The organism is Candidatus Accumulibacter aalborgensis, assembly GCF_900089955.1.
GTDB lineage: Bacteria > Pseudomonadota > Gammaproteobacteria > Burkholderiales > Rhodocyclaceae > Accumulibacter > Accumulibacter aalborgensis.
Genome location: NZ_FLQX01000090.1, coordinates 15,404 through 35,155 on the forward strand (window position 1 = coordinate 15,404; position 19,752 = coordinate 35,155).

Annotated in this window: 8 protein-coding genes; 1 reads left to right on the plus strand and 7 read right to left on the minus strand. The window is 63.1% G+C overall.

Features of this window, described 5'->3' with window-relative positions; genetic code table 11:
• Positions 1–155: 155 nt before the first annotated feature.
• The 7 genes from ACCAA_RS05035 to ACCAA_RS05060 all read right to left on the minus strand — a co-directional run bounded on the left by ACCAA_RS05035 (position 156) and on the right by ACCAA_RS05060 (position 18,153).
• The gene (locus tag ACCAA_RS05035; RefSeq protein WP_186406141.1) at positions 156–3,827 is read right to left on the minus strand and encodes a calcium-binding protein; all 3,672 of its coding nucleotides are present in this window, start codon (positions 3,825–3,827) and stop codon (positions 156–158) included.
• Between the two features lie 15 nt (positions 3,828–3,842).
• Positions 3,843–4,409, minus strand: a complete 567-nt coding sequence (locus tag ACCAA_RS05040; protein WP_186406142.1) for a hypothetical protein — start codon at positions 4,407–4,409, stop codon at positions 3,843–3,845.
• 81 nt (positions 4,410–4,490) lie between these two features.
• On the minus strand, positions 4,491–13,388 hold the full coding sequence (locus tag ACCAA_RS05045) for a glycoside hydrolase family 94 protein (protein WP_425394456.1): 8,898 nt from the start codon (positions 13,386–13,388) through the stop codon (positions 4,491–4,493).
• Positions 13,389–13,445: 57 nt separating this feature from the next.
• Positions 13,446–14,645, minus strand: a complete 1,200-nt coding sequence (locus ACCAA_RS05050; RefSeq protein ID WP_186406143.1) for an AI-2E family transporter — start codon at positions 14,643–14,645, stop codon at positions 13,446–13,448.
• A 190-nt stretch (positions 14,646–14,835) separates the two neighbouring features.
• Entirely contained in the window at positions 14,836–15,771 is a 936-nt protein-coding gene (locus ACCAA_RS05055; protein ID WP_245754447.1) for a YihY/virulence factor BrkB family protein, read from the minus strand.
• The gene (locus tag ACCAA_RS22705) at positions 15,711–16,031 is read right to left on the minus strand and encodes a hypothetical protein (RefSeq protein WP_425394457.1); all 321 of its coding nucleotides are present in this window, start codon (positions 16,029–16,031) and stop codon (positions 15,711–15,713) included. Before ACCAA_RS22705 ends, ACCAA_RS05055 begins: the two co-directional genes overlap by 61 nt.
• A 757-nt stretch (positions 16,032–16,788) precedes the next feature.
• Entirely contained in the window at positions 16,789–18,153 is a 1,365-nt protein-coding gene (locus ACCAA_RS05060; RefSeq protein ID WP_245754448.1) for an amidohydrolase, read from the minus strand.
• A gap of 751 nt (positions 18,154–18,904) precedes the next feature.
• On the opposite strand from ACCAA_RS05060, the gene ACCAA_RS05065 reads away from it, so the two are divergent.
• The gene (locus tag ACCAA_RS05065; RefSeq protein ID WP_186406144.1) at positions 18,905–19,639 is read left to right on the plus strand and encodes a c-type cytochrome; all 735 of its coding nucleotides are present in this window, start codon (positions 18,905–18,907) and stop codon (positions 19,637–19,639) included.
• The last annotated feature ends 113 nt before the right edge of the window (positions 19,640–19,752 follow it).

A 19,752-nucleotide genomic window follows, 5' to 3' on the forward strand; every position in this document is an offset into this window, starting at 1 on the left:
AGAGCATGAGTCTACCCGCACCCCGACCCGGTGCTCGCGATAATCGTCAACCAGAGGAATCGCCTGGTCCGTGGGTGCGGGCACTGGTCGGCCGTTCCGCGACCATGCGGTTGTCGTGACGACAAACACGTTCCCGCCCTGACGACGAGCAGGCATCACTGCCAGTTCACCGTCAGCACCGGCGCCAGGCCCATCGGCTGGACCGGCACCCCGACCTGGATATCGAGCAGCAGATGATTGTCGGCGGTCTGGAATTGTTCGACGTGATTGGCCGAACCGCTGTACCAGTTGGCGATCGTCAGCTTGTCGCTGGTGCCGATGATGCTCACCTCCAGATTGTTGCCAACGCGGCGGAACCAGAGTTGGTCCATCGCGATGCCGGCGGCAAACTGCACGAGGTCGGTGTTGCCGGCGGTCGCGTCGTTTTCGGTCACGGTGTCGGCACCGCTGCCCCGCCCAAAGAGGTAGGTATCGTTGCCAGTGCCGCCGACCAGGCTGTCGTCGCCGGCACCGCCGTCCAGCGTGTCATTGCCGGTGCCTCCGTAAAGGACGCCGTCGCCGAAACTGTTGCTCAGCGTGTCGGCCGCATCGGTCCCGACCTGCACGTTGCCCCGAACGTTCATCTGCGCCTTGCTCAGGCTGGTGCCGTCGGCAAAGACGAAACGCTCGATCCGGTAAGTGTCGCTGGCAAACCAGTTTTCGACGGTGATCTGGTCGGTCGCCGCCGGATTGGCCGGATCGTTGACCCGAACGACCAGATGGTTGCCAAACCGTCGGGTCACCAGGTCGCTGGCAGAGATGCCGGCACCCAAGACGATCTTGTCCGCCCCGACCGTTTGACCCCAGTTGTTGCTCCCCTGGTCGTTGATCGTGTCCTGGCCATCGCCCCGGTCGAAGAGATAGGTGTCCGCCGTGCCGCCCATCAGCATCCGGTCGTTGCCGGCGCCACCGCTGATCGTGTTGGCATTGGCGTTGGAACCGTAGTTCTGAGTGTTGGCCTGGATCAGGTCGTCGCCGGCACCGCCGTCGATCGTGCTGTTCACGTTGTAGCCGGATGTCAGCGTGTCGTTGCCGGCGCCGCCGTCGACCAGATTGTTGTTTCCGCTTACTATGATCGCGTCGTTGCCAAGGCCGCCGAGCAAGGTATCGTTGTCGCCAAGGTTGGAAACGACATCGTTACCACTGCTGCCGATGAACAGATCCGCGTGCGTGCTGAACGAAGAATACGAACTGCCCAGCGCCAACCGCGCCGCATCCACTGCCGCCGCATTGGCCGGATCATTCAGGCGCGCATTCAAGCGATCAATTCCCGGCCACCCGGCGTCCTTCAACTGTGCACCTTCGAAGCGAACCATCTCGATCCAATCCGCGACGCCGGTGGCGGCATCGGCGCTGATTCGCGCGTCAAGCGCCCCGTCCATCGCCGCAAAGTCCAGACTGACCCCGGTCTCGGAAGCATCGAGCGTTATGGCGTCAAGATAGGGCTTGAGCCGGGTCTGCAAGGCCAGGCTCTGATACACCGATGCTTTGAGCTGGTCGTAGCTTTGTTGCAGCAGCGCCTGGGTGGCAGTCCACAGGTTGACGGTCACGGTGGCCGCGCCACTCGGTACTGGATTGAAGGTGCGGCCGTTGAAGTGTTCGAGGACGGTAAGCTTGTCGGCCCAACTCTGGTAGGCGGCGCTGCCGGTGACGACACTTTGCACGTTGACGGTGAGGGCATGGCCGGCATAGGCGCCGGTGAAGGTGGCGGCCATCGGGCTGGTGCTGGACCATTCCTTGAGGAGGCTGTCGATCAGTCCCATCTGGGTTGCCCGGTCGTCGGCGGCGGCGAATTGGGCGAGCAGCTCGGCGAGGGTGCTGTTCTGGGTGGCGGCTTCGCGCAGGCTTCTGACCTGCCCGGCGCCCTGCAGGTCCGGCAGGTTGGCGACGCTGCTGGTGTCGAGGTGGTCGCTGAATTGGCTGCGGAAGGTGTCCACGGCCAGGTCGATGTCGGCGCTTTGCGCGGTTTCGCCGAAGTCGCCCAGTTCGCCGCTGGTCTTGACGTAAGTGCCGATATCAGCGATGCGGTTGCCGTTGGCAAGGACGGTGCTGTGACTGGTGTCGTCGGCGTTGAGCGCGGCGATGTCGAGGCTGGCGAGATTGGAGAGTTCACCGGCCTGGCTGACGCCATCCTGGTTCACATCGCGCCAGACGCGCAGGCTGGCGAAGCCAACTTCGGCAGCATCGACTTTGCCGTCGTGGTTGCTGTCGAGTTCAGCGAGGGCGGCAAAGCCATCGACGGCTTTCTGCCCGCTGGCTAGGACGGTGGCGTCGCCGAAGAGTTCGGCGCCGGAGTCGATGAGACCGTTGCCATTACGGTCGCGGACGAGGAAGCCGTCGTCGCGCTTGACCCAGCCGACCGATTGCTTGACACCGGTGCCGGCGATGTCGAACATCAATGGCGTGGTGGCGTTGACGCCGACCGTTTCGATGCCGTCGCCGTCGAGGTCGAGAACCAGGGGGTCGCGGCGTGGGGCGGCGACGGTGGCGGCGGTGAACAGATTGCCGATGCTGTTGACCAGCACGGGCACCATCTTGATGGCTTCGTAGGCGCCATAGGCCGCTAGCAGGCCGCCCACATAGGCCGCCAGAGGCAAGCCAGCGATGGCGCCGATCGCGGCCGCGGCGAGTTCGATGCCACCAAAAATGGCGGCGCTCTCGGCGAAATCGCCCAGCCCGTCGGCGACGATCTGTTGTGCCCCGTCTCTATCGCCGGCAAGCTCGGAAGCCATGGCCTCCGAGCCGATCAACATCAGACCCATGACCATGCCGGCCATATTGGCGCGGTTGAGGGATTCTGACGCCAAGCCTATCCGCGCCGTATCGCCGCTGGCACTCGCGAGATCCAGTCGTTCCTGGTTGTAGGTGACGATGTGATCATTGGCGAGTTTCGCATTTTGCAAGGCCGCTTCACCCGCCATTGTTGTCGGCACTTCAAGAGTCGCGGCGTACCTGCCGGCGAGTTCGGGCGGCAACGGCTTGCCGAGACCGGGTTCTCCGAGCTTGCTGAAATAGTCCGACGTTCCGACGTCTACCAGTCTCTGGTTGGCGTCGAGGAGAACCTTGCCTTCGGCATCCACCGGGATCTTGAGGTTGCTGGTTTCTTGTGCGGAAATGGTGTTGACGTAGTCCAGCACCACCTTGCCTGCCGCTTCGTGATCGCTTACCGCGCCGCTGGCGACCAGGTCGACTTTGAGGCGGCGCAGGTCTTCGACCGCAACGCCGTTGATGTGCGTCACCTCAGGGTGATCGAGAAGCACGGGAAGTTCGGTGAGTGACCAAACGCTGTCCCCCCTGCCCGCAGGTGTCAGGGTCATCACATTGCCTTTGGCGTTGGCCAGCATGAATTCGCGGGAGACAAAATCGTTCAGGGAAAGGGTTTCCCCAACGCCATAAGGGGTGCGTTTGCCTTCGGCAGTGATCGAACCGTTGAAAATCGCGTTGCGGACGTTAACATCGCCAACGACCGTAAGAACGGCCTCTCTGAAAGCATCAGAACTGATTGCCTTTCCCGCATCGACGTCACTGATGTACACGAGCTTGCCATTGCTGTCGGCGGACATCCCGGCCGCAACTTCCCAGCCGTTTGCGCCCCCGATTTGCCCTGAATACGCGACCACATTGGCACCCGGCGTCGGCGACTTAACACTCATTTCTCCAACCTTCGCCTGAAGGTCAGTGACAAACTTTTGTGTCTCGGCAGTGGTTAGTTTTCGATTGTTGAAAACATCGTTACTTGCACGCCAGGCATCGACGAAGTTGATCACATCCTGAGTCGTAGTGGTCATGAGATGCTCTCCGGCTTAGATGAACTTTGGGGTGGGCAACTGGATATGCACTGCCTTTACAATGTCACGGCGGTGAGCCGTGCCCTGTGCATCCAACGCTTCCTGGATAAGTTGCAGGACCGTTGCGGCTTGCGGTGCAAGTGTCTTGGGAATCCCAATATAAGTGAGACGCCACCACTCCTCAGTTCCGTCCCAGAAATTCCCTTCTCCTCTGTTGTAGGCTTGAATACGTATCACCTGACCAGACCAGATCAGCACCATGAAAGTGGGAGGAACGTCATAACCTTCAGCACCTTGCCCTTCGAGGCTGATCAGCACCGCGTCCCGGTCACGGTCGATGGTCCATTTTCTTGGCGCTGGAATGGGATCCCGCGTGGAGAACACCGAGCGGAAGTTGAAGGTCGCAAACCATGCTTTATCTTGCTCGGTCAAGGTTTCATTCACGAATGCCATGTCGTGCTCCTCGGTCAAAGTTGAATTTGATGTTTCCGATCGCTGTTGAACGGCACTGCTCGGTGTCGGCATTTCAAGCAAAAATGCGAAATCCGCCGGCTCTGCCGGGGGACTGGAAAAGTCTGACATTTCAGGGAGTCCATCAGGAAACTTCAAGCCGTGAGCCGCCAAGCACACGACTATGGCTGTTCATTCCGCCTCCACAGCCAGTCAAGGTTGGACGGACAAGTCTACCCGCAGTTCGACCAGGTGTTCGCGATAATCGTCAACCAGAGGAATCGTCTGGTCGTGGCGCTCGACGCCATCGACGGTCACGCTCGTCACACTCGTCACGCCGCTCTGGCGATTGGTACCCGTACGCGTTTGCCATACGGCGATGTGGTAAACCGTCTCGCGATAGCGGTAGTGAATCGTGCATCCCGGCCAGTCCGCGGGCAGGCAGGGAGCGAGGCGCAGTTGCTCGCCCTCGAGCCGCAGGCCGAGCAACGATTCCACGATCAACCGGTACATCCAGCCGGCCGAACCGGTGTACCAGCTCCAGCCGCCGCGGCCGATGTGCGGCGACAAGGCATAAACGTCGGCGGCGACGACGTAGGGCTCGACTTTGTAGGTCGCGACTCCCGCCGCCGTGCGCGCATGGTTAACCGGATTGATCATCTTCAGCAACTCCCAGGCGCGCTCGCGCTCACCCAGTTCGGCAAAAGCCATTGCCGCCCAGACCGCTCCATGCGTGTATTGGCCGCCGTTCTCGCGCACGCCCGGTACGTAGCCGCGAATGTAACCGGGGTCCAGGTTGGACTTGTCGAAGGGCGGATCGAGAAGCTGAACGAGCGCGTACTCGCGCCGCACCAGGTGCTCATCGACCGCCTGCATTGCCCGGCGTGAGCGCGTGATATTGCCCAGCCCATCAGCCGCGCCGGAGAGCACGGACCAGCTTTGCGAGATTGAGTCGATACGGCATTCGACGTTGGCGGCCGAGCCAAGGGGCGTGCCATCGTCGAAGTAGGCGCGGCGGTACCACTCGCCATCCCAGCCATGCTGCTCGATATTCTGGCGCAGACGCCCGCCCTCGTCCCGGCAGAGTTCGGCGAAAGACAAGTCGCCATGGGCACTCGCCACGCTGGCGAACTGCCTGAGCACTTCGCACAGGAAGAAGCCCAGCCAGATGCTTTCGCCCTGGCCATGGATGCCTACCAGGTTCATGCCGTCGTTCCAGTCGCCGGAACCCATCAACGGCAGGCCATGCTCGCCAAAGTGCAGGGCGTGCCGAATGGCGCGCACGCAGTGCTCGTACAGGCTGCCGAGTTCTTCGGATTGGCCGGGCAGGTCGTAGTACGAGTCGTCCTCCGGGTTGACCGGCCGGCCTTCGAGGAAGGGCACGGACTCATCGAGCACTCCGGTGTCACCGATCGACCGCACATAGCGGCATACCGCCAGCGGTAGCCAGAGGTAATCGTCCGAACAGCGCGTCCGCACGCCCCTGCCCATCGGCGGATGCCACCAGTGCTGAACGTCGCCCTCCTGAAACTGACGGCTCGCGCAGAGCAGCAGATGCTCGCGCACCAGCCGCGGTGCGGCGTGGATCAGCGCCATCGCGTCCTGCAACTGGTCGCGAAAACCAAAGGCACCGCCCGATTGGTAGTAGCCGCTGCGCGCCCAGACACGACACGTTAAGGTCTGGTACACCAGCCAGCCGTTGGCCAGCACATTGACCGATGGGTCGGGTGTTTCCACCTGCACTGCGCCGAGTGTGTGCTTCCAATACTGCCAGACCGCTTCGAGAGCGCCGCGCGCCGCTTGTCCGCCGCGGAAGCGGCGCATCAGCTTGTTGGCCTCGTAGGCGTTATGCCCGACGCCAAGCCGGAAGATGATTTCCCGTTCCTGTCCGTCGGCCAGTTCAAAGTTGACCTGGATCGCGCCGCAAGGATCGAGGCCGGCGCCCACCTTGCCGGAAAGGCGCGCACGCTGCAGAGCGGCCGGATTTCTCAGCGTGCCGTTGCGGCCGAGGAATTCGGCACGGTCGCCGCTCAGGTTGCGCGTCTGGTCATCGACGTCGAAGAATGCCACGCGATCGGCAAACTCAGGGCTGTACGGGTTGTGCGCGTAGAGCGTGCCGCTGCGCGGGTCAATTTCGGTACTCACATGCATGGCCGACTTGGCACGCAAATCGCCCAGCACCCACTCGACGTAGCCGGTTGCCGAAAGTCTACGCCGCCGACCTGATTCGTTGCGCACTTTCAACACCGAGAACTTGACCGCTGCGTCGATGGCCACATACACCCAGAGTTCCGAACAGATCCCGTCGACCCGGGTCTCGAAAACGCTGTAGCCGAAACCGTGCCGAATCACGTACGGTGTCGTTGCCGGGGCGGGCAAGGGCGTCGGCGACCAGACCTGGCCGGTCGTCTCGTCGCGCAGGTAAAGGGCTTCGCCGCTGGCATCGCTGACCGGGTCGTTGTGCCAGGGCGTGAGACGGAATTCGTGCGCGTTCTCGCTCCAGGTGTAAGCAACGCCGCTTTCCGAGATGACGGTCCCGAAATGCCGATTGGCCAGCACATTCACCCACGGCGCCGGCGTTACCTGACCAGGGGCGAGAGTGATGACGTATTCGCGTCCGTCGATGGTGAATCCGCCCAGGCCGTTGAACAGGATCAGTTCGCGCTTGGCCAACGCGACCTCAGGGACCTCCGGCCAGTGGCTTCTTCGGTGATGAAGGCGAGGTGGTCGCGGTCCCACCGGGGCGCGGCTGTCGAGTTGCTCGGCCAGCGTTCCCCTACCGTCGGTGATCACGGCACGGGCGACCGACTGGAACAGGATGCGGTCCTCGCCGGATATCTGTTCCGCCGGGCGAACGAAGATTCCGCCCGGCCGATCGATCAGGCTCGCCCCGATTCCCGAGGCGATCAGGCCCATGATCTGCTCCTGCAGTTGTTGCCGGTAACCCGCGCGATCCTCGTTCCAGATCACCAGGTCCACCGCCAGCCCCTTGAGGCGCCAGTAGGCATGCGCCTGGACGAGCTGGCGTACGAGGTCGATGTTGGCGCCGTCAGTGATCTGCAGCAGGACGATCGGCAGATCGCCCGAGATGGCGTAACCCCACAGCCCGGACTGCCCACGGTGATTCTGGATCAGCACGGCGGCGGCAGCGCGCAGGGAGGCGTTGGCGTAAATGACGGAACTGGCCAGGCGTGCATGCAGTTGCGAGTCGGCTTCAGTGGCATTGAGCTGTCGCAGGACGACCTGGCTGTGCGTCCACGCGAGATCGAAGACGCGGTCTGCGAGATGTCGATCCTGGTATTTGTCGACCAGGCAGAGGGCCGTCTCGCGGCTATCGCTGATCCCGGAGACGATATCGATGATTGCCGACTGCTTCGGGTCGAGAGTGATGCGCTGGCGGATGGCGACGATCGGATCGAGTACCGACCCTGCCGATCCGGACAGTTCCCCGGCCTCGATCATCGCCAGCGGATTGCTGGCGTCTCGTGTCCGCCCGATGAAGCGCAGGCGATCGGTTTCGTAAGACAGCGCACCGACATCAGCGCCATGGACCACCATCAGGTGCAGCATCCAGGGCGCTTGCTCGCCCTGCGAGCGGGGCCGGCGCGTACACAGGATCGCGCGCCGCTCGGGCAGGATCTCGGTGTGCACGAAGAGATTGCTGAAGGCCGGATGGATCACATCCGCGGCGGGCGGCGCAATGACCACTTCCGCGTAGCTGGTGACCTCGATTTCGCGGCGCAGCCGCGTTCGATTGGTGATCCGGACGCGGCGCAGTTCGATGTCGTCCTCGGGCGAAACGACGATCTCGGTATAGGTTTCGCAATCGCCTTCACCGCCAGCGAGTGCGTCGCGGCGACGAAACTCGGCCCTCCCCTCCGAGAAAATAGCTTCGTAACTCTCCGGCCGCTTGAGCGTCGGCTGATGGGTGGTCGACCAGAACACACCGCTCCGCACGTCGCGGAGGTAACAGAAACTGCCCCAGTTGTCGCAGGTGCTGTCCTCGCGCCAACGCGTGACAGCGAGGTCTTTCCAGCGGCTGTAGCCGCCGCCGGCGTTGGTGACCATCACATGGTAACGGCCATTGGATAACAACTTCACTTCCGGTATCGGCGTGTCGGGGCTGGTGAACACCCGAACCGGCGTCTCCGCAGCGATCCACTGCGAGCGCACATCGGAGAGCTCTGCGGTGTGCGAAAAGTATGCCGTGGCCTTGGGAATCCGTTCCTGGAGCAACAGCAGGACCGCCTGGAACAGCCGGTCCGACTCAAAACGCCGCTGCATCGGACGATCCAGGAGCAGGTAGGCCAGGGCCAGGAGGCTCATCCCCTGATGGTGGGCCATGTAGGAACGCACCACCGCCCGCGATTGCCCGCGTCGCTGCCGGGCGGGAGTGTAGTCGATTGCCTCGAAGAAGCCGAACCGGCCGATGAAGCCCTCAGCCGCCAGCCGCTGCAGATTCAGGCAGGCCTGCTCGGGAGCCACCATCAGCGCCAACGCCGAGGCATAGGGCGCGATGACCAGATCGTGGGCCAGCCCACGCTTGAGTCCGAGGCCCGGCACGCCGAAGGCGCGGTACTGGTAGTTGAAATGCACGTCGACCGTGTTGTAGCCCGATTCCGAGATACCCCAGGGAACGCCACGATGGCTGCCATACTCGATCTGGCGGGCGACCACCGCCTTGCAGGTCTGGTCAAGCAGCGTGTGGTCGTAGGTCGGCATCACCAGCAGCGGCATCAGGTACTCGAACATCGAACCGCTCCACGAGAGGAGTACCGGTTCGCCGCTGGTACTGGTCAGCAGGCGCCCGAGGGCGAACCAGCTCTCCTGCGGCAGTTGGCCCTGGGCAATGGCCACGAAGCACGCCAAGCGCGCCTCGGAGGCCAGCAGATCGTAGTAACTGGCGTCGGCGCGCTGCTCGGCGACGTTGTAACCAATGGTCAGCAGATGGCGCGTTCCGTCGAACAGAAAGTCGTACTCGATGCGCGCGAAGTTACCGGCTTGCAGCGCCAGGCTTTCGAGGGTCGCCAGGCGCTCTCCGGCATGGGCGCTGCCGGCTATGAGATGCCGCTGCAGGTCGGCAAGCCAGGCATACTGGCTGGGCGTCGTCCCACCGGCGAGCAGCGCCCCGATACACGGGCGCAGATCGCTCTCCAGCGCCGCCAGTCCGCGCAGGGTGGGGATGGCGTCACTGTCGGCAAGGTCGGCAAGCGTGGCAAGATGAGTTTCGAGTCCACTCGGCGCTACCGGCAGGAGCAGCCACGGAGCGAGAAACGTGACTTCGTCCAGTGCCGCGCGGCATTGCCGCACCAGCGCTCGTGCCCAGTCGCCCGCTTCGCTCTCGGATACTGCGTCATCGGTGTCATGCGGGACCTCCGGGATATGCTGGGCATCAAGTCCATCCGCAATTCGGGCAGCGATCTCGGCGGCGCCGGTCGCCAACCGTTCAAACTGCGACCGGGCCGCGCTGAGCGTCGCTGGCGGAGCCGCGGACGCCGACTCAAGTTCTTCCCTGAACGCCGCAATCGGCACCGAAGCGGTTTCATCCGCGCTTTCGCTCAGAATCCTGAGCGTGTCGCTCAAGCCGTCGAGCAGCCGCGCCGAGAGTATTTTTTCATCGGCCAGTGCGAGCAGGCCGGCGCGCAAGGTCAACAGGTGACCGGCCAGATTGCCGCTGTCCACCGTCGAGATGTACAAGGGCGGCAGCGGCTGCAGGGTCTGCGTGTCGTACCAGTTGTAGAAATGCCCCCGGTAGCGCTTCAGTCCCTCAAGCGTGCGCAGCGTATTGGCCGTACGGTCGAGGAGTGGGCCGACCGGGAGATAGCCGAAGTCGTAGGCCGACAGGTTGGCCAGCAGCGCCATGCCGATGTTGGTCGGCGAGGTGCGATGCGCGACCGCTGCGATGCGATACTTCTGATAGTTGTCGGGTGGCAGCCAATGGTCCTCGGGGCCGACGAAATTCTCGAAGAACGCCCACGTCCGGCGTGACAGCGCACGCAGGAACAACGTCTGGGCAAGCGTCAAGGCCGCTTCGAGGCGCGCGAGGGGGCGGCTGATCCACCACGCGGCGAGCGGTGAGGCAGCCCAGAGCAGCAGAATCGGGCCGGCAACGGTCAACATCGCCGGTGTCGATAAGGCCAGATGGACCGCCACCGCCGACGCCAGCGTGGGAGCGATCCACATCGACCGGAAAGACGCCGCGAGATCGGCGCGGCCGCGCTGCGCGGCCTGGCGATCGGCATCGATCGACGGATTCCATTCCAGCAATCGTCGGTGCGCGATCAGCAGTCGCCAGTGCGTGCGCACGATGGCATCCAGACTGTAGAACGCTTCATAAGGAAGACACGCGAACTCGAAGCCGACCTGCATCAGGTGCCGGGAAGTCGAGCGTGCGACGCCCGCCAGATGCTGGCGCAGCAGGACTTCTGCCGGCTTGCGGAGGAACTCGAGGATAGACACGCAGAGGGGAGCGATCAGCACGATGCCGATCACCGACAGAGTCCACCAACCGGCCGATGGCAACAGTGTCCAGCCGAGCAGCAAGAGCAATATCAGCACCGCGGGGACGACGCTGCGGCGCAGGTTGTCGAGCAGCTTCCACTGCGACAAGGCCGAGAGTGGGTTCTCCTCACCCTGCGCAGGCGTTGCGCTACCCTTGCCCCCCGGTACGCGGCGCAGCAACCACCCGGCAAGCTGCCAATCGCCACGAATCCAGCGATAGCGACGGCTGACGTCGGCGCTGTAACGGGCCGGATAATCCTCGTACAACTGAACGTCGCTCAACAGCCCGGCGCGCGCGTAGCATCCCTCGAGAAGGTCGTGACTGAGGATGCGATTGTCCGGAAAGCGACCGCCGAGCGCCTGCTCGAACGAATCGACGTCGTAGATCCCCTTGCCGACGAACGAGCCTTCGCCGAACACGTCCTGGTAGACATCCGAAGCGACGCGTGTGTACGGGTCGATACCCGGCTCTCCGCCATACAGACGTGCATAGCGCGAGCGCGTCGTCCCCGGCAGGCTGATCGCCACGCGCGGTTGCAGGATGCCATAGCCCTCGGTGACACGCCGTTTTTCCGGGTCGTAGCACGGGCGATTCAGCGGGTGCGCCAGGGTGCCGACAAATTGCCGCGCGGCATCGCGCGGCAATTGGGTGTCCGTGTCGAGGGTGATGACGAAGCGCACGGCAGACAGGAGCGCGGTGTCACCGACCACCAGCGCAAAGCCGCTTGATGCGCCAGGCGCACTGCGCAGCAGCGCGTTCAGGTCCGCCAGCTTGCCGCGCTTGCGTTCGTATCCCATCCAGATACCGTCATGCGGGTTCCATCGCCGGGGGCGATGGAAGAGGAAGAAGATGTCGCCGCCGCTCCCGTCGGCGACGTATTTCTCGTTGAGCTCGTCGATTCTCGTCTCGGCCAGTTGCAACAGAGGTCCGTCGCTGGGCAGCGACTCCTGATCGGCGTCCGGGAAATCTGTCAATAGCCCGAAGTGCAGGCGTTGGTCGCGATTGGCCAGGAAGCGGACTTCCAGCGCCTCGACCAGATCCTCGACGTTCTCGGCGCTGCCGAGCATGGTCGGCACGACCACCAGTGTTCGCGCAGTCGGCGGTATTCCTTCCGAAAAGTCCATTCTGGGCAAGGCACGCGGCGTCACCAGCAGGGTTGCCAGCCAGTTGACCAGCGCGACGGCCAACTGACTGCTGGCCAACAGCGAGAGGAGCGCGATCGGCAGCAGTGCGCCCAACGGCAGGCCGAAGGCCAGTGCCTGGGCCAGCAGGCCAGCGCTGAGGATCACGCTGAGCAGAACGATCCCGCCCAGGTAGATCAGCAAGGGGCAGCGTCCTGCCGCTCGCCGCAGGGACCGAGAGCCGGACACGCGGACTTCCGCGGCACGTTCGAGTTCCGGCAAGCCCTTGTCGATCAGGTAGAAGCCGACATGCCGTGCACGCTCGCCGGCGCCGGCGTCGGCGCTGTGCGCACCGACCAGCGAGGCAGCGCGTGCCAGATCGACCGCTTTGCGGGCCACCTCATCCTCCGCCAGGCGACCCGTCTTGGCCAGCTCCTCGGTGGCATGGCGGTAACGATCGCGGGTGGCAAAATCCATGCGGCCATAGACGCCGGCCGGATCCTCAAGCAGAGTCTGCTCGACGATGCTCATCGTTTCGACGAACTCGCGCCAGTCCATCGCGCCGAGAACGCGGAGGCTGCCGATACTGTTGCTGATCGAAACCTGGTCGGCCGCCTGGCGCTGGTTCTCCGACTGCACCAACTGCTCGATGGTCAGACCCGACTCGGACAGCCGTTGCTCGATCCAGGTCAAGGGCAAGGCGAGGGCCGGACCCCTCCCCTGCAAGCGGCGTGCGAGCTCGGCGACGAAGGCGCCGACCATCGGCGGATCCGAGCGCGCCATGTCGGCGATCACCAGAATCAGACTCTTCGGATCCTTTTCGGCGGTCTCGGTCATCCGGTCCGCCCAGGAATCGGCCAGATCGCCCTCGTCCCAACCAACGGCGATACGCATGCCGACGCGACGGAGGTTTTCGATCACCGCCAGCCGCAGCATGATCGGGATGGCCCATAACTCGCCCAGCTTGAGCGCGGTGACGGTCTGGTAGGCGGCCACGAAACGGCCGAGTGTCTCCGTGTCTACCCGCCCGTCGCCATGTGCGACGGTCTCCAGGGCGATGTCATAGACCCGCGGACAGCCCTGTGACGGCCCGCGCGCCAGGCGCGGGAGTTCCCGGCTGTAACCCTTGGGCAGGTGCCTCTTGGCCGTGCTGATCTGCTCTTCGATGAGATAGAAATTGTCGAGCAGCCATTCGCCGGCCGGCGTAATACGGCGATTCGTGCCCACCGCTGCCGTGAGCAGCCGGCACACGCCGACCAGGGCCGACTCGTTCTCCGCCAGGCGGGCGAGAAGCTGGTCCACCGCGCGCCCGGTAGCCAGCGTGTGCGAGGCCGCGAGAGCCTTGCCATGCTGCGCCATCTGATCGGCGCTGAACAACTCCGACCGCAACGGGGCTTCTTCATCCGGATGAATGGGTAGCGAGTCGTCGCCGCGAAAGCGCCTCGTCAACCGCCGCAAGAATCCGGTAAGCGTTGTGCCAGCATTCAATTCGGAGGCCTCCTTTCCACGTAGACGAAAAACAATCTCGACCAAACGCGCCAGGGACTAGTCAGCAAGTAACTCGGCCAGCGGTCCATGGGGCTCCACATGCTGCGCTACCACTTTAACGATGACCGTGATCGGAAAGCTCAACAGCATTCCCCAGACGCCCCACAGCCACGTCCAGAAGAGCAGCGAGACGAACACCGCGGCGGTGTTCATTTTGGCGATCCTGCCGCTCATCCAGGTCGTGACGAAGGTCCCGACCAGCGTCGCGATGGCCAGTGACGCTCCGGCAACGAGGAGCGCCGTCGATAGGCTGTCGAACTGCATGAAGACTGCCATGCCGATGGCGGCGGCGGCGATGGCCGACCCAACATACGGGATCAGGTGCAACAGGCCGGCAGCCACCCCCCAGGCGCCATCGTTTTCCAGACCGATCCAGCGCAGGGCAATCCAGGTCAACAGTCCGACCAGCACGTTGGTTGCTAAAAGCATCAACAGGTAGCGCTGGATCGATTCGTTGATCGCCCCGAGAATGTGCACGGTAATCTTCCTGTTCGACAGCGAGGGCCCCGTCAGGCGCACCAGCTTCCTCTTGTACGTGTCGCCCGAGAGCAGGAGAAAAAAAGTCAGGAAGAGCACCATGGCTGCCTGGGCAACCACCCCTGCCGCTCCCCTGGAGCCCGCCAGGAGCATGTTGCCGACCTGGAAGCCGGGCGTGTCGATGACGACGCGTGTCGCCGGCTGTCTGAGCGGCGACGTGGTGCCGGTGACGTGGCTGGTGGCGTTCTCGATCTCGCGGGCAGCGGTCTGCATCTTCTGCACGGTACTGGCCTGGCCCTGGCGCACGCTGGCCAGCCCGGCGGACACCTTCCTCACCGCTTCCGGCACCTGATCAAGGATCGTCTGCATCTCGGCGCGCAAGGAGTAGGTCCCGAAGGCCAGCGCACACACCACAGCGACCATCACGGAGCTGGTCCCCAGCACACGCGGGATCCCGAGCCGCTCGAGCCAGATCACGAGTGGGTTCAGGGTATAGGCCAACAGGATGCCGAGCAGGAGAGAAATGAACAGGCTTTGCGCCCAGTCCAGGGCGAAGACCACCGCCACCGTCGCCAGGATCGCCAGCGCCACACTCCCCCGCCTGGCCCAGCGCTCGCGGACTTTAGGTACCGCCGCTGGCAACCCGGCAGCCGCCGGCGCATGATCGCCTGCCAAGGCTTCCGTTTGAGGCGCTACCGGGGCGGCGATCGGGGTGGACATCGGTGTTGGCGGCCTGGTCAGTCAAGCGTGGGAGCGCTGCCCGACTACCCACCAAACCGGGGGCAGCCGCGCGCCACCCCAGGAGGATAGCCCGCCACCCGCGCGGCGTATGTTCGCTGCCGTACATTGGCGTCCAGCGGCGCTGGCGCCGGCGTGCGCGTGCACCCTGTCTCAGGCCTGCGCTTTTCAGTCAGTGGGTGGCTTCGCTGCGCTCGCTGGCCTCGCCGCGCAGCCGCTCATCACGCAGACTGCCGAACCAGAGCGCATACTGCCGGGTGAACTCCGCGCCGAGGAAGAAAATCTGTGCCGAGTAATACACCCACAGGAGCAGCGCGATCACCGACCCGGCGGCACCAAAGCTCGAAGCGATGCCGGTGTGGCCCAGATACACGCCAATCACATATTTCCCCAGGCTGAACAGGGCCGCAGTGAAGGCGGCACCGGTCCACACGTCGCGCCAGGACAGCGGCGCGTCCGGCAGCGTCCGGTAAATGACAGCCAGCATGCAGGCAATGACGCCGAACGAAACGAGCGACGAAGTGGTCGAGAAAACCACGGCCGAACTGGCCCACACCCCGTCCGCATAGCGTTCAAGCATCGCCAGTGCCGCGCTGGCGACCAGGGAGAGGAGGAGCAGCAAGGCCAGAACAAGGACCAGGCCAAAGGACAGCAGCCGGGTCCGCAAGAGCGTCCCGAAGCCCGATTGACGCGTCTTGTCGATACCCCACAGTTCATCGAGGCTGCCCTTCAGCTCGGCGAAGACGCTGGTTGCGCCGAGCACCAGCAGGACGCTGGCGACCAGCGTCGCGACCCTCCCCGAGGCGGGATCGCGGGCAGCGGCCAGCAGTGCCTGGATGGCCTGGGCGCCATTCGGGCCGACCACATCCTGCACCTGGGCGACGACGCCGCCCTGGGCCGCCTCGGCGCCGAAGAAGTAGCCGACCACGGCGATCGCCAGGACCAGAATCGGGGTGATCGAGAACAAGGTGTAGAAAGCCAGTGCGGCACCCTTGCTCGCTGCCCGGTGATCGATCCAGGAGATCAGCGACTCGATCAGAACGACCTTCAGGTGGCTGGCCCAGATGGGTGGAGAATGGAGCAGACGATGGACGGTATCGCGGAACACAGGCCTCCTCGCGGCGCAGCTCGGGTAGCCACGAAGTGTGCCACAGCTACCGGCTTCTGTCGCGCGCGCTGACTTCCGCAACTCATGGTGACCTTCCTGGGCGCTTCTCCACGTGCCAACTGGCGCCTGGCCTGAGCGATGACTTCGCGCGCCAGATCCCACAGGTCGGTACGCGCATCGACGACAAAGGCCGCAGAGAGCAGGCTGACATAGAGGCTGGTCGGTGTCGTCGGCGGGATGGGCTGAAGATGCGGCCGCATGTCGACCGGGCACGACAGGAACAATGTCGCCGGGTCCCGGGTTGATCAGCAATCGAGTGATGGCAGCACAAGGCCGGAACGGAACGCTCAGCGGATGACATCTGCAGGTACAGGCAACGAATCAGTGGGGCCTCGTCATCGGCAAACGGTCGCGCCAACTCGCGCTCGATCTCTGTCTGCCAGTCATCAGCATTCGTGGTCCGGCACTCGAGTCCGATGGAGTAGCCCGGTGCCTCGGCAAAGCACAGGCCACCGTCGGCCGTCCAGACGACGCGCGTCCTCAGTAACGGGTTTCCTGCCTGCATGGCCTCGAGTCCGGAACGAATTCGCTGCGCATCGAGAGCACCCGAGCGTTCGGCGATGGCGACGAAGTTCATGCACGAAACGCGATCCGCCAAGAAGAAAAAGGCTGCTGCGGGATCGAGTGGCCGAAGAACTGATGGTCTGGACATTCCTGTTCTACGATTCCGCCGCAGGGTCCTCTTGTTTCACGATGATCTGCCAAGCATACATCAGGCCCGCTTCGTTGAACTCGGACCCCGTTTCCAGATCACGCCACCAAACCGACGAGCAGGAGTCCGCTCCGAGATACCGCCAACGGCGATGTTCCCCGCTGCATAACTCGATCTCATAGATTGCGTTTGACTCGGGTTCGATCATTGGAAAAACCCTCTTTCTGCATGCCGGGATTCTACTCGGTTCGCCGGCGGGTTCGGCGCGCATCGTCAAGTTTCGGCTCAGCGTTAGCGGCCGGAGACTACCTGCCGGCTTGGCTTACGGAGATTTTGGCTTCGCTGGGCGAAGGTTGCGCAAGGAAATCGAGTGTGAGATTCGCCAACGCCCGGACACCGATGGTCAGGACCCTTTCGTCAATCCAGAATTTGGCAGAATGGTTGGGAAACACCTGCTCCGGCGGCGTTCCGTCGGGCACTACACCGAGGAAGAAGAAGAAGCCTGGGACAAGCTTCTGGTAGGCCGAGAAGTCTTCGGAGACCGTGACCTTCGGATTGACGAATACATTGGCTTCACCCAGAGTCGCTCGCAGTGACCGCGCGCCGAACTCGGCGAGCCGTTCGTCGTTGTTCGTCACGTCGTAGTCGCGGACGATGGTCAGCTCCGCGCTGCCGCCCGCACTTTTCGCGATCGACTCAGCAGTGGTAATGATTCGTCGATGGATGTCGCGGCGCATCCCTTCATCCAGTGAGCGGATGGTGCCCAGCAGCTCGACAGAGTCCGGGATGATGTTTGAACGGTTACCCCCGTTGATGGCGCCGATCGTGATCACTGAAGGTTCCAACAGCACATTGACCTGGCGACTCTGGATCGTCTGCAGTCCGAGAACGACCTGGGATGCGATGACAATCGGATCAGTCCCCAGCCATGGCAATGCACCGTGGGTTTGAGCACCCCTGACGACAATCTTCAATGTATCGCCACTGGCCATGAACGGTCCTGGACGGTAGCCCGCGTGGCCCAATGGCGTGCGGCTGTTGAGGTGCAAGCCGAAAATTGCGGCGGGCACCGGGTCACGCAGCGCACCCTCCTTGACCATCAGGCTTGCTCCACCCTCTTCCCCAGGTGGAGCGCCTTCCTCGGCCGGCTGGAAAATGAACTTCACCGTACCCGGCAGTTCATCCTTCATGGTCGCGAGAATCTCGGCCACACCCATAAGGATCGCTGTGTGGCCGTCGTGTCCGCAGACGTGAGCGACGCCGACCTCTTGCCCCATCCACATGGCCTTTGCCTTGGAGGCGAACGGAAGGCGGGTCTGTTCGCTGACCGGCAATCCATCCATATCGGCGCGTAGCGCAACCACTGGTCCAGGCAGCCTCCCTTTCAGGACTCCCACGACGCCTGTGTGAGCGACGCCCGTTCGAACGTCGATACCCAGGTTTCTGAGGTGCTCGGCTACCAGCCTGGAAGTGCGAAATTCGCGGTTGCCCAACTCGGGGTTCTGGTGGATATCGCGTCGCCAGCCAATGACCTTGCTTTCCAGTGAGTTCGCGAGTTGGGCCACTTGCGGCCGATTCGCTGGGTCATCCGCGGCGAGTGCATTGCTGGGCGATGCTGCTGCGATCAAGACTGTTGCAATCAGTGATTTCGCATTCATGGGCTGCTCCAAAAGCGTGCAGATGACCTTAGCCCGAGTTTAACAGGCCAAACAATATTCTTATAAACAATGTGTTATAAGGCCATTTTGCACAACAAAAAACTCCACCTTCGCAACGCGCTGATTAAATACATGTTTTTACCTCGGATGTTAAACTTGGGTTAGGTGATTCACACGAAAGAAGATCCCCGAATTCGGATAAAGGGACAGTGTTGCCAAAGGTACTCCTCCCCCTTCAAGGGGGAGGTCGGGAGGGGGATGGGGTAAAGAGACTGCTCCCTTCTGTGCCTTTTAACCCCATCCCCTCCCCGACCCTCCCCTTGAAGGGGAGGGAGCGCGCCCGTGGCTGACATGTGCATTCCTGGGAATCGCCTTATTGGGCCGCTTCCCGGTCAGCGCAGGAGCGCTGTCTTGCCCCCTCAACTCGCGACCAGTGCGGGTGACCTGCCGATTTTGACGACACCGAAGGGCTATCCCGATGGGCAAGCGCATGGGAATTGTAGGCTACGACAGCGCTCCGGCAAACCTGCCCGGAATGCCGCATCTCGATCTGTACTCTCTGCCCCACCCACTACAGCGGGAAAGGCAGCCTCAGCCGCTTCAAGGTCATCTGCAGGAACTTCCCCGATATGGCAACATGATGGATGATGTTGCCAGTCAGCCGGAAGCGGGCGAACCGCGGCGGCGGGTTCTGATCGCTATCAACAAGCGGGCTGCCTGCCGGAGTGGCAACCAGCAAATTTCGAAAAACCGGGAGTTGGCAATGAAGAAACTGGTCCTGGCCCTTTCTCTGGCGATGCAGGTCGGGGCGCTGGCCTATGCCGATCGGTCGCTACCCAGCTCTACGGGCATCGAAATCAAGGATTACCCCTGGCAGGCGCCGGCCGGCGAGAAGAGCGAAGCGCTGGAGCGCAAGGGCAACAGGAAGCGCGGTGAGGAACTCTACGCGCTGTGCCGCAGTTGCCACCTGCCGTCGGCGGGCGGACTTTCCGACGGCAGCATTCCCCAGCTCGCGGGCCAGCACAGCAGCGTGCTGATCAAGCAGATGGCCGACATCCGCGTCGGCTTGCGGGACAACCCGACGATGTACCCGTTTGCCGCAGTGCTGACCGATCCGCAGGATCTGGCCGATCTCGCCGCGTATCTCGAAGGCCTGTGCATACCCCTCGACCATGGCCAATACGACGCCCACGATGCAGTCCGGCAAGTGGCGAAAGGCAGAGATCTTTACGAAAAGGAGTGCCGGGTATGCCACGGACCGGGCGGTGAAGGGTCCAGGCACAAGATCTATCCGGTGATCGCAGGGCAGCACTATCAATACCTGCTACGCCAGATGACCGAGATCCGCGACGGCAAGCGGCGCAACGCCAATCCCGAGATGGTCAGGATCATCAGCAAGTACAGTGACGATCAACTGCTCGCGATTTCGGCTTACCAGGCGAGCCTGATGATGCCGGGAAAAATGTGCAAGGCCAAGGCGCCGGCGAGGAAGCAGTAGGCACGCCGTTCGCGCGCGACGCCCGTCGATCAGTGCCCTGCTCGCTGCGCTGGAGCACAGCTTAACCACTGTCTGGAATCCGGGGAGCACGACACTCTGCTGTTGATCCTGTC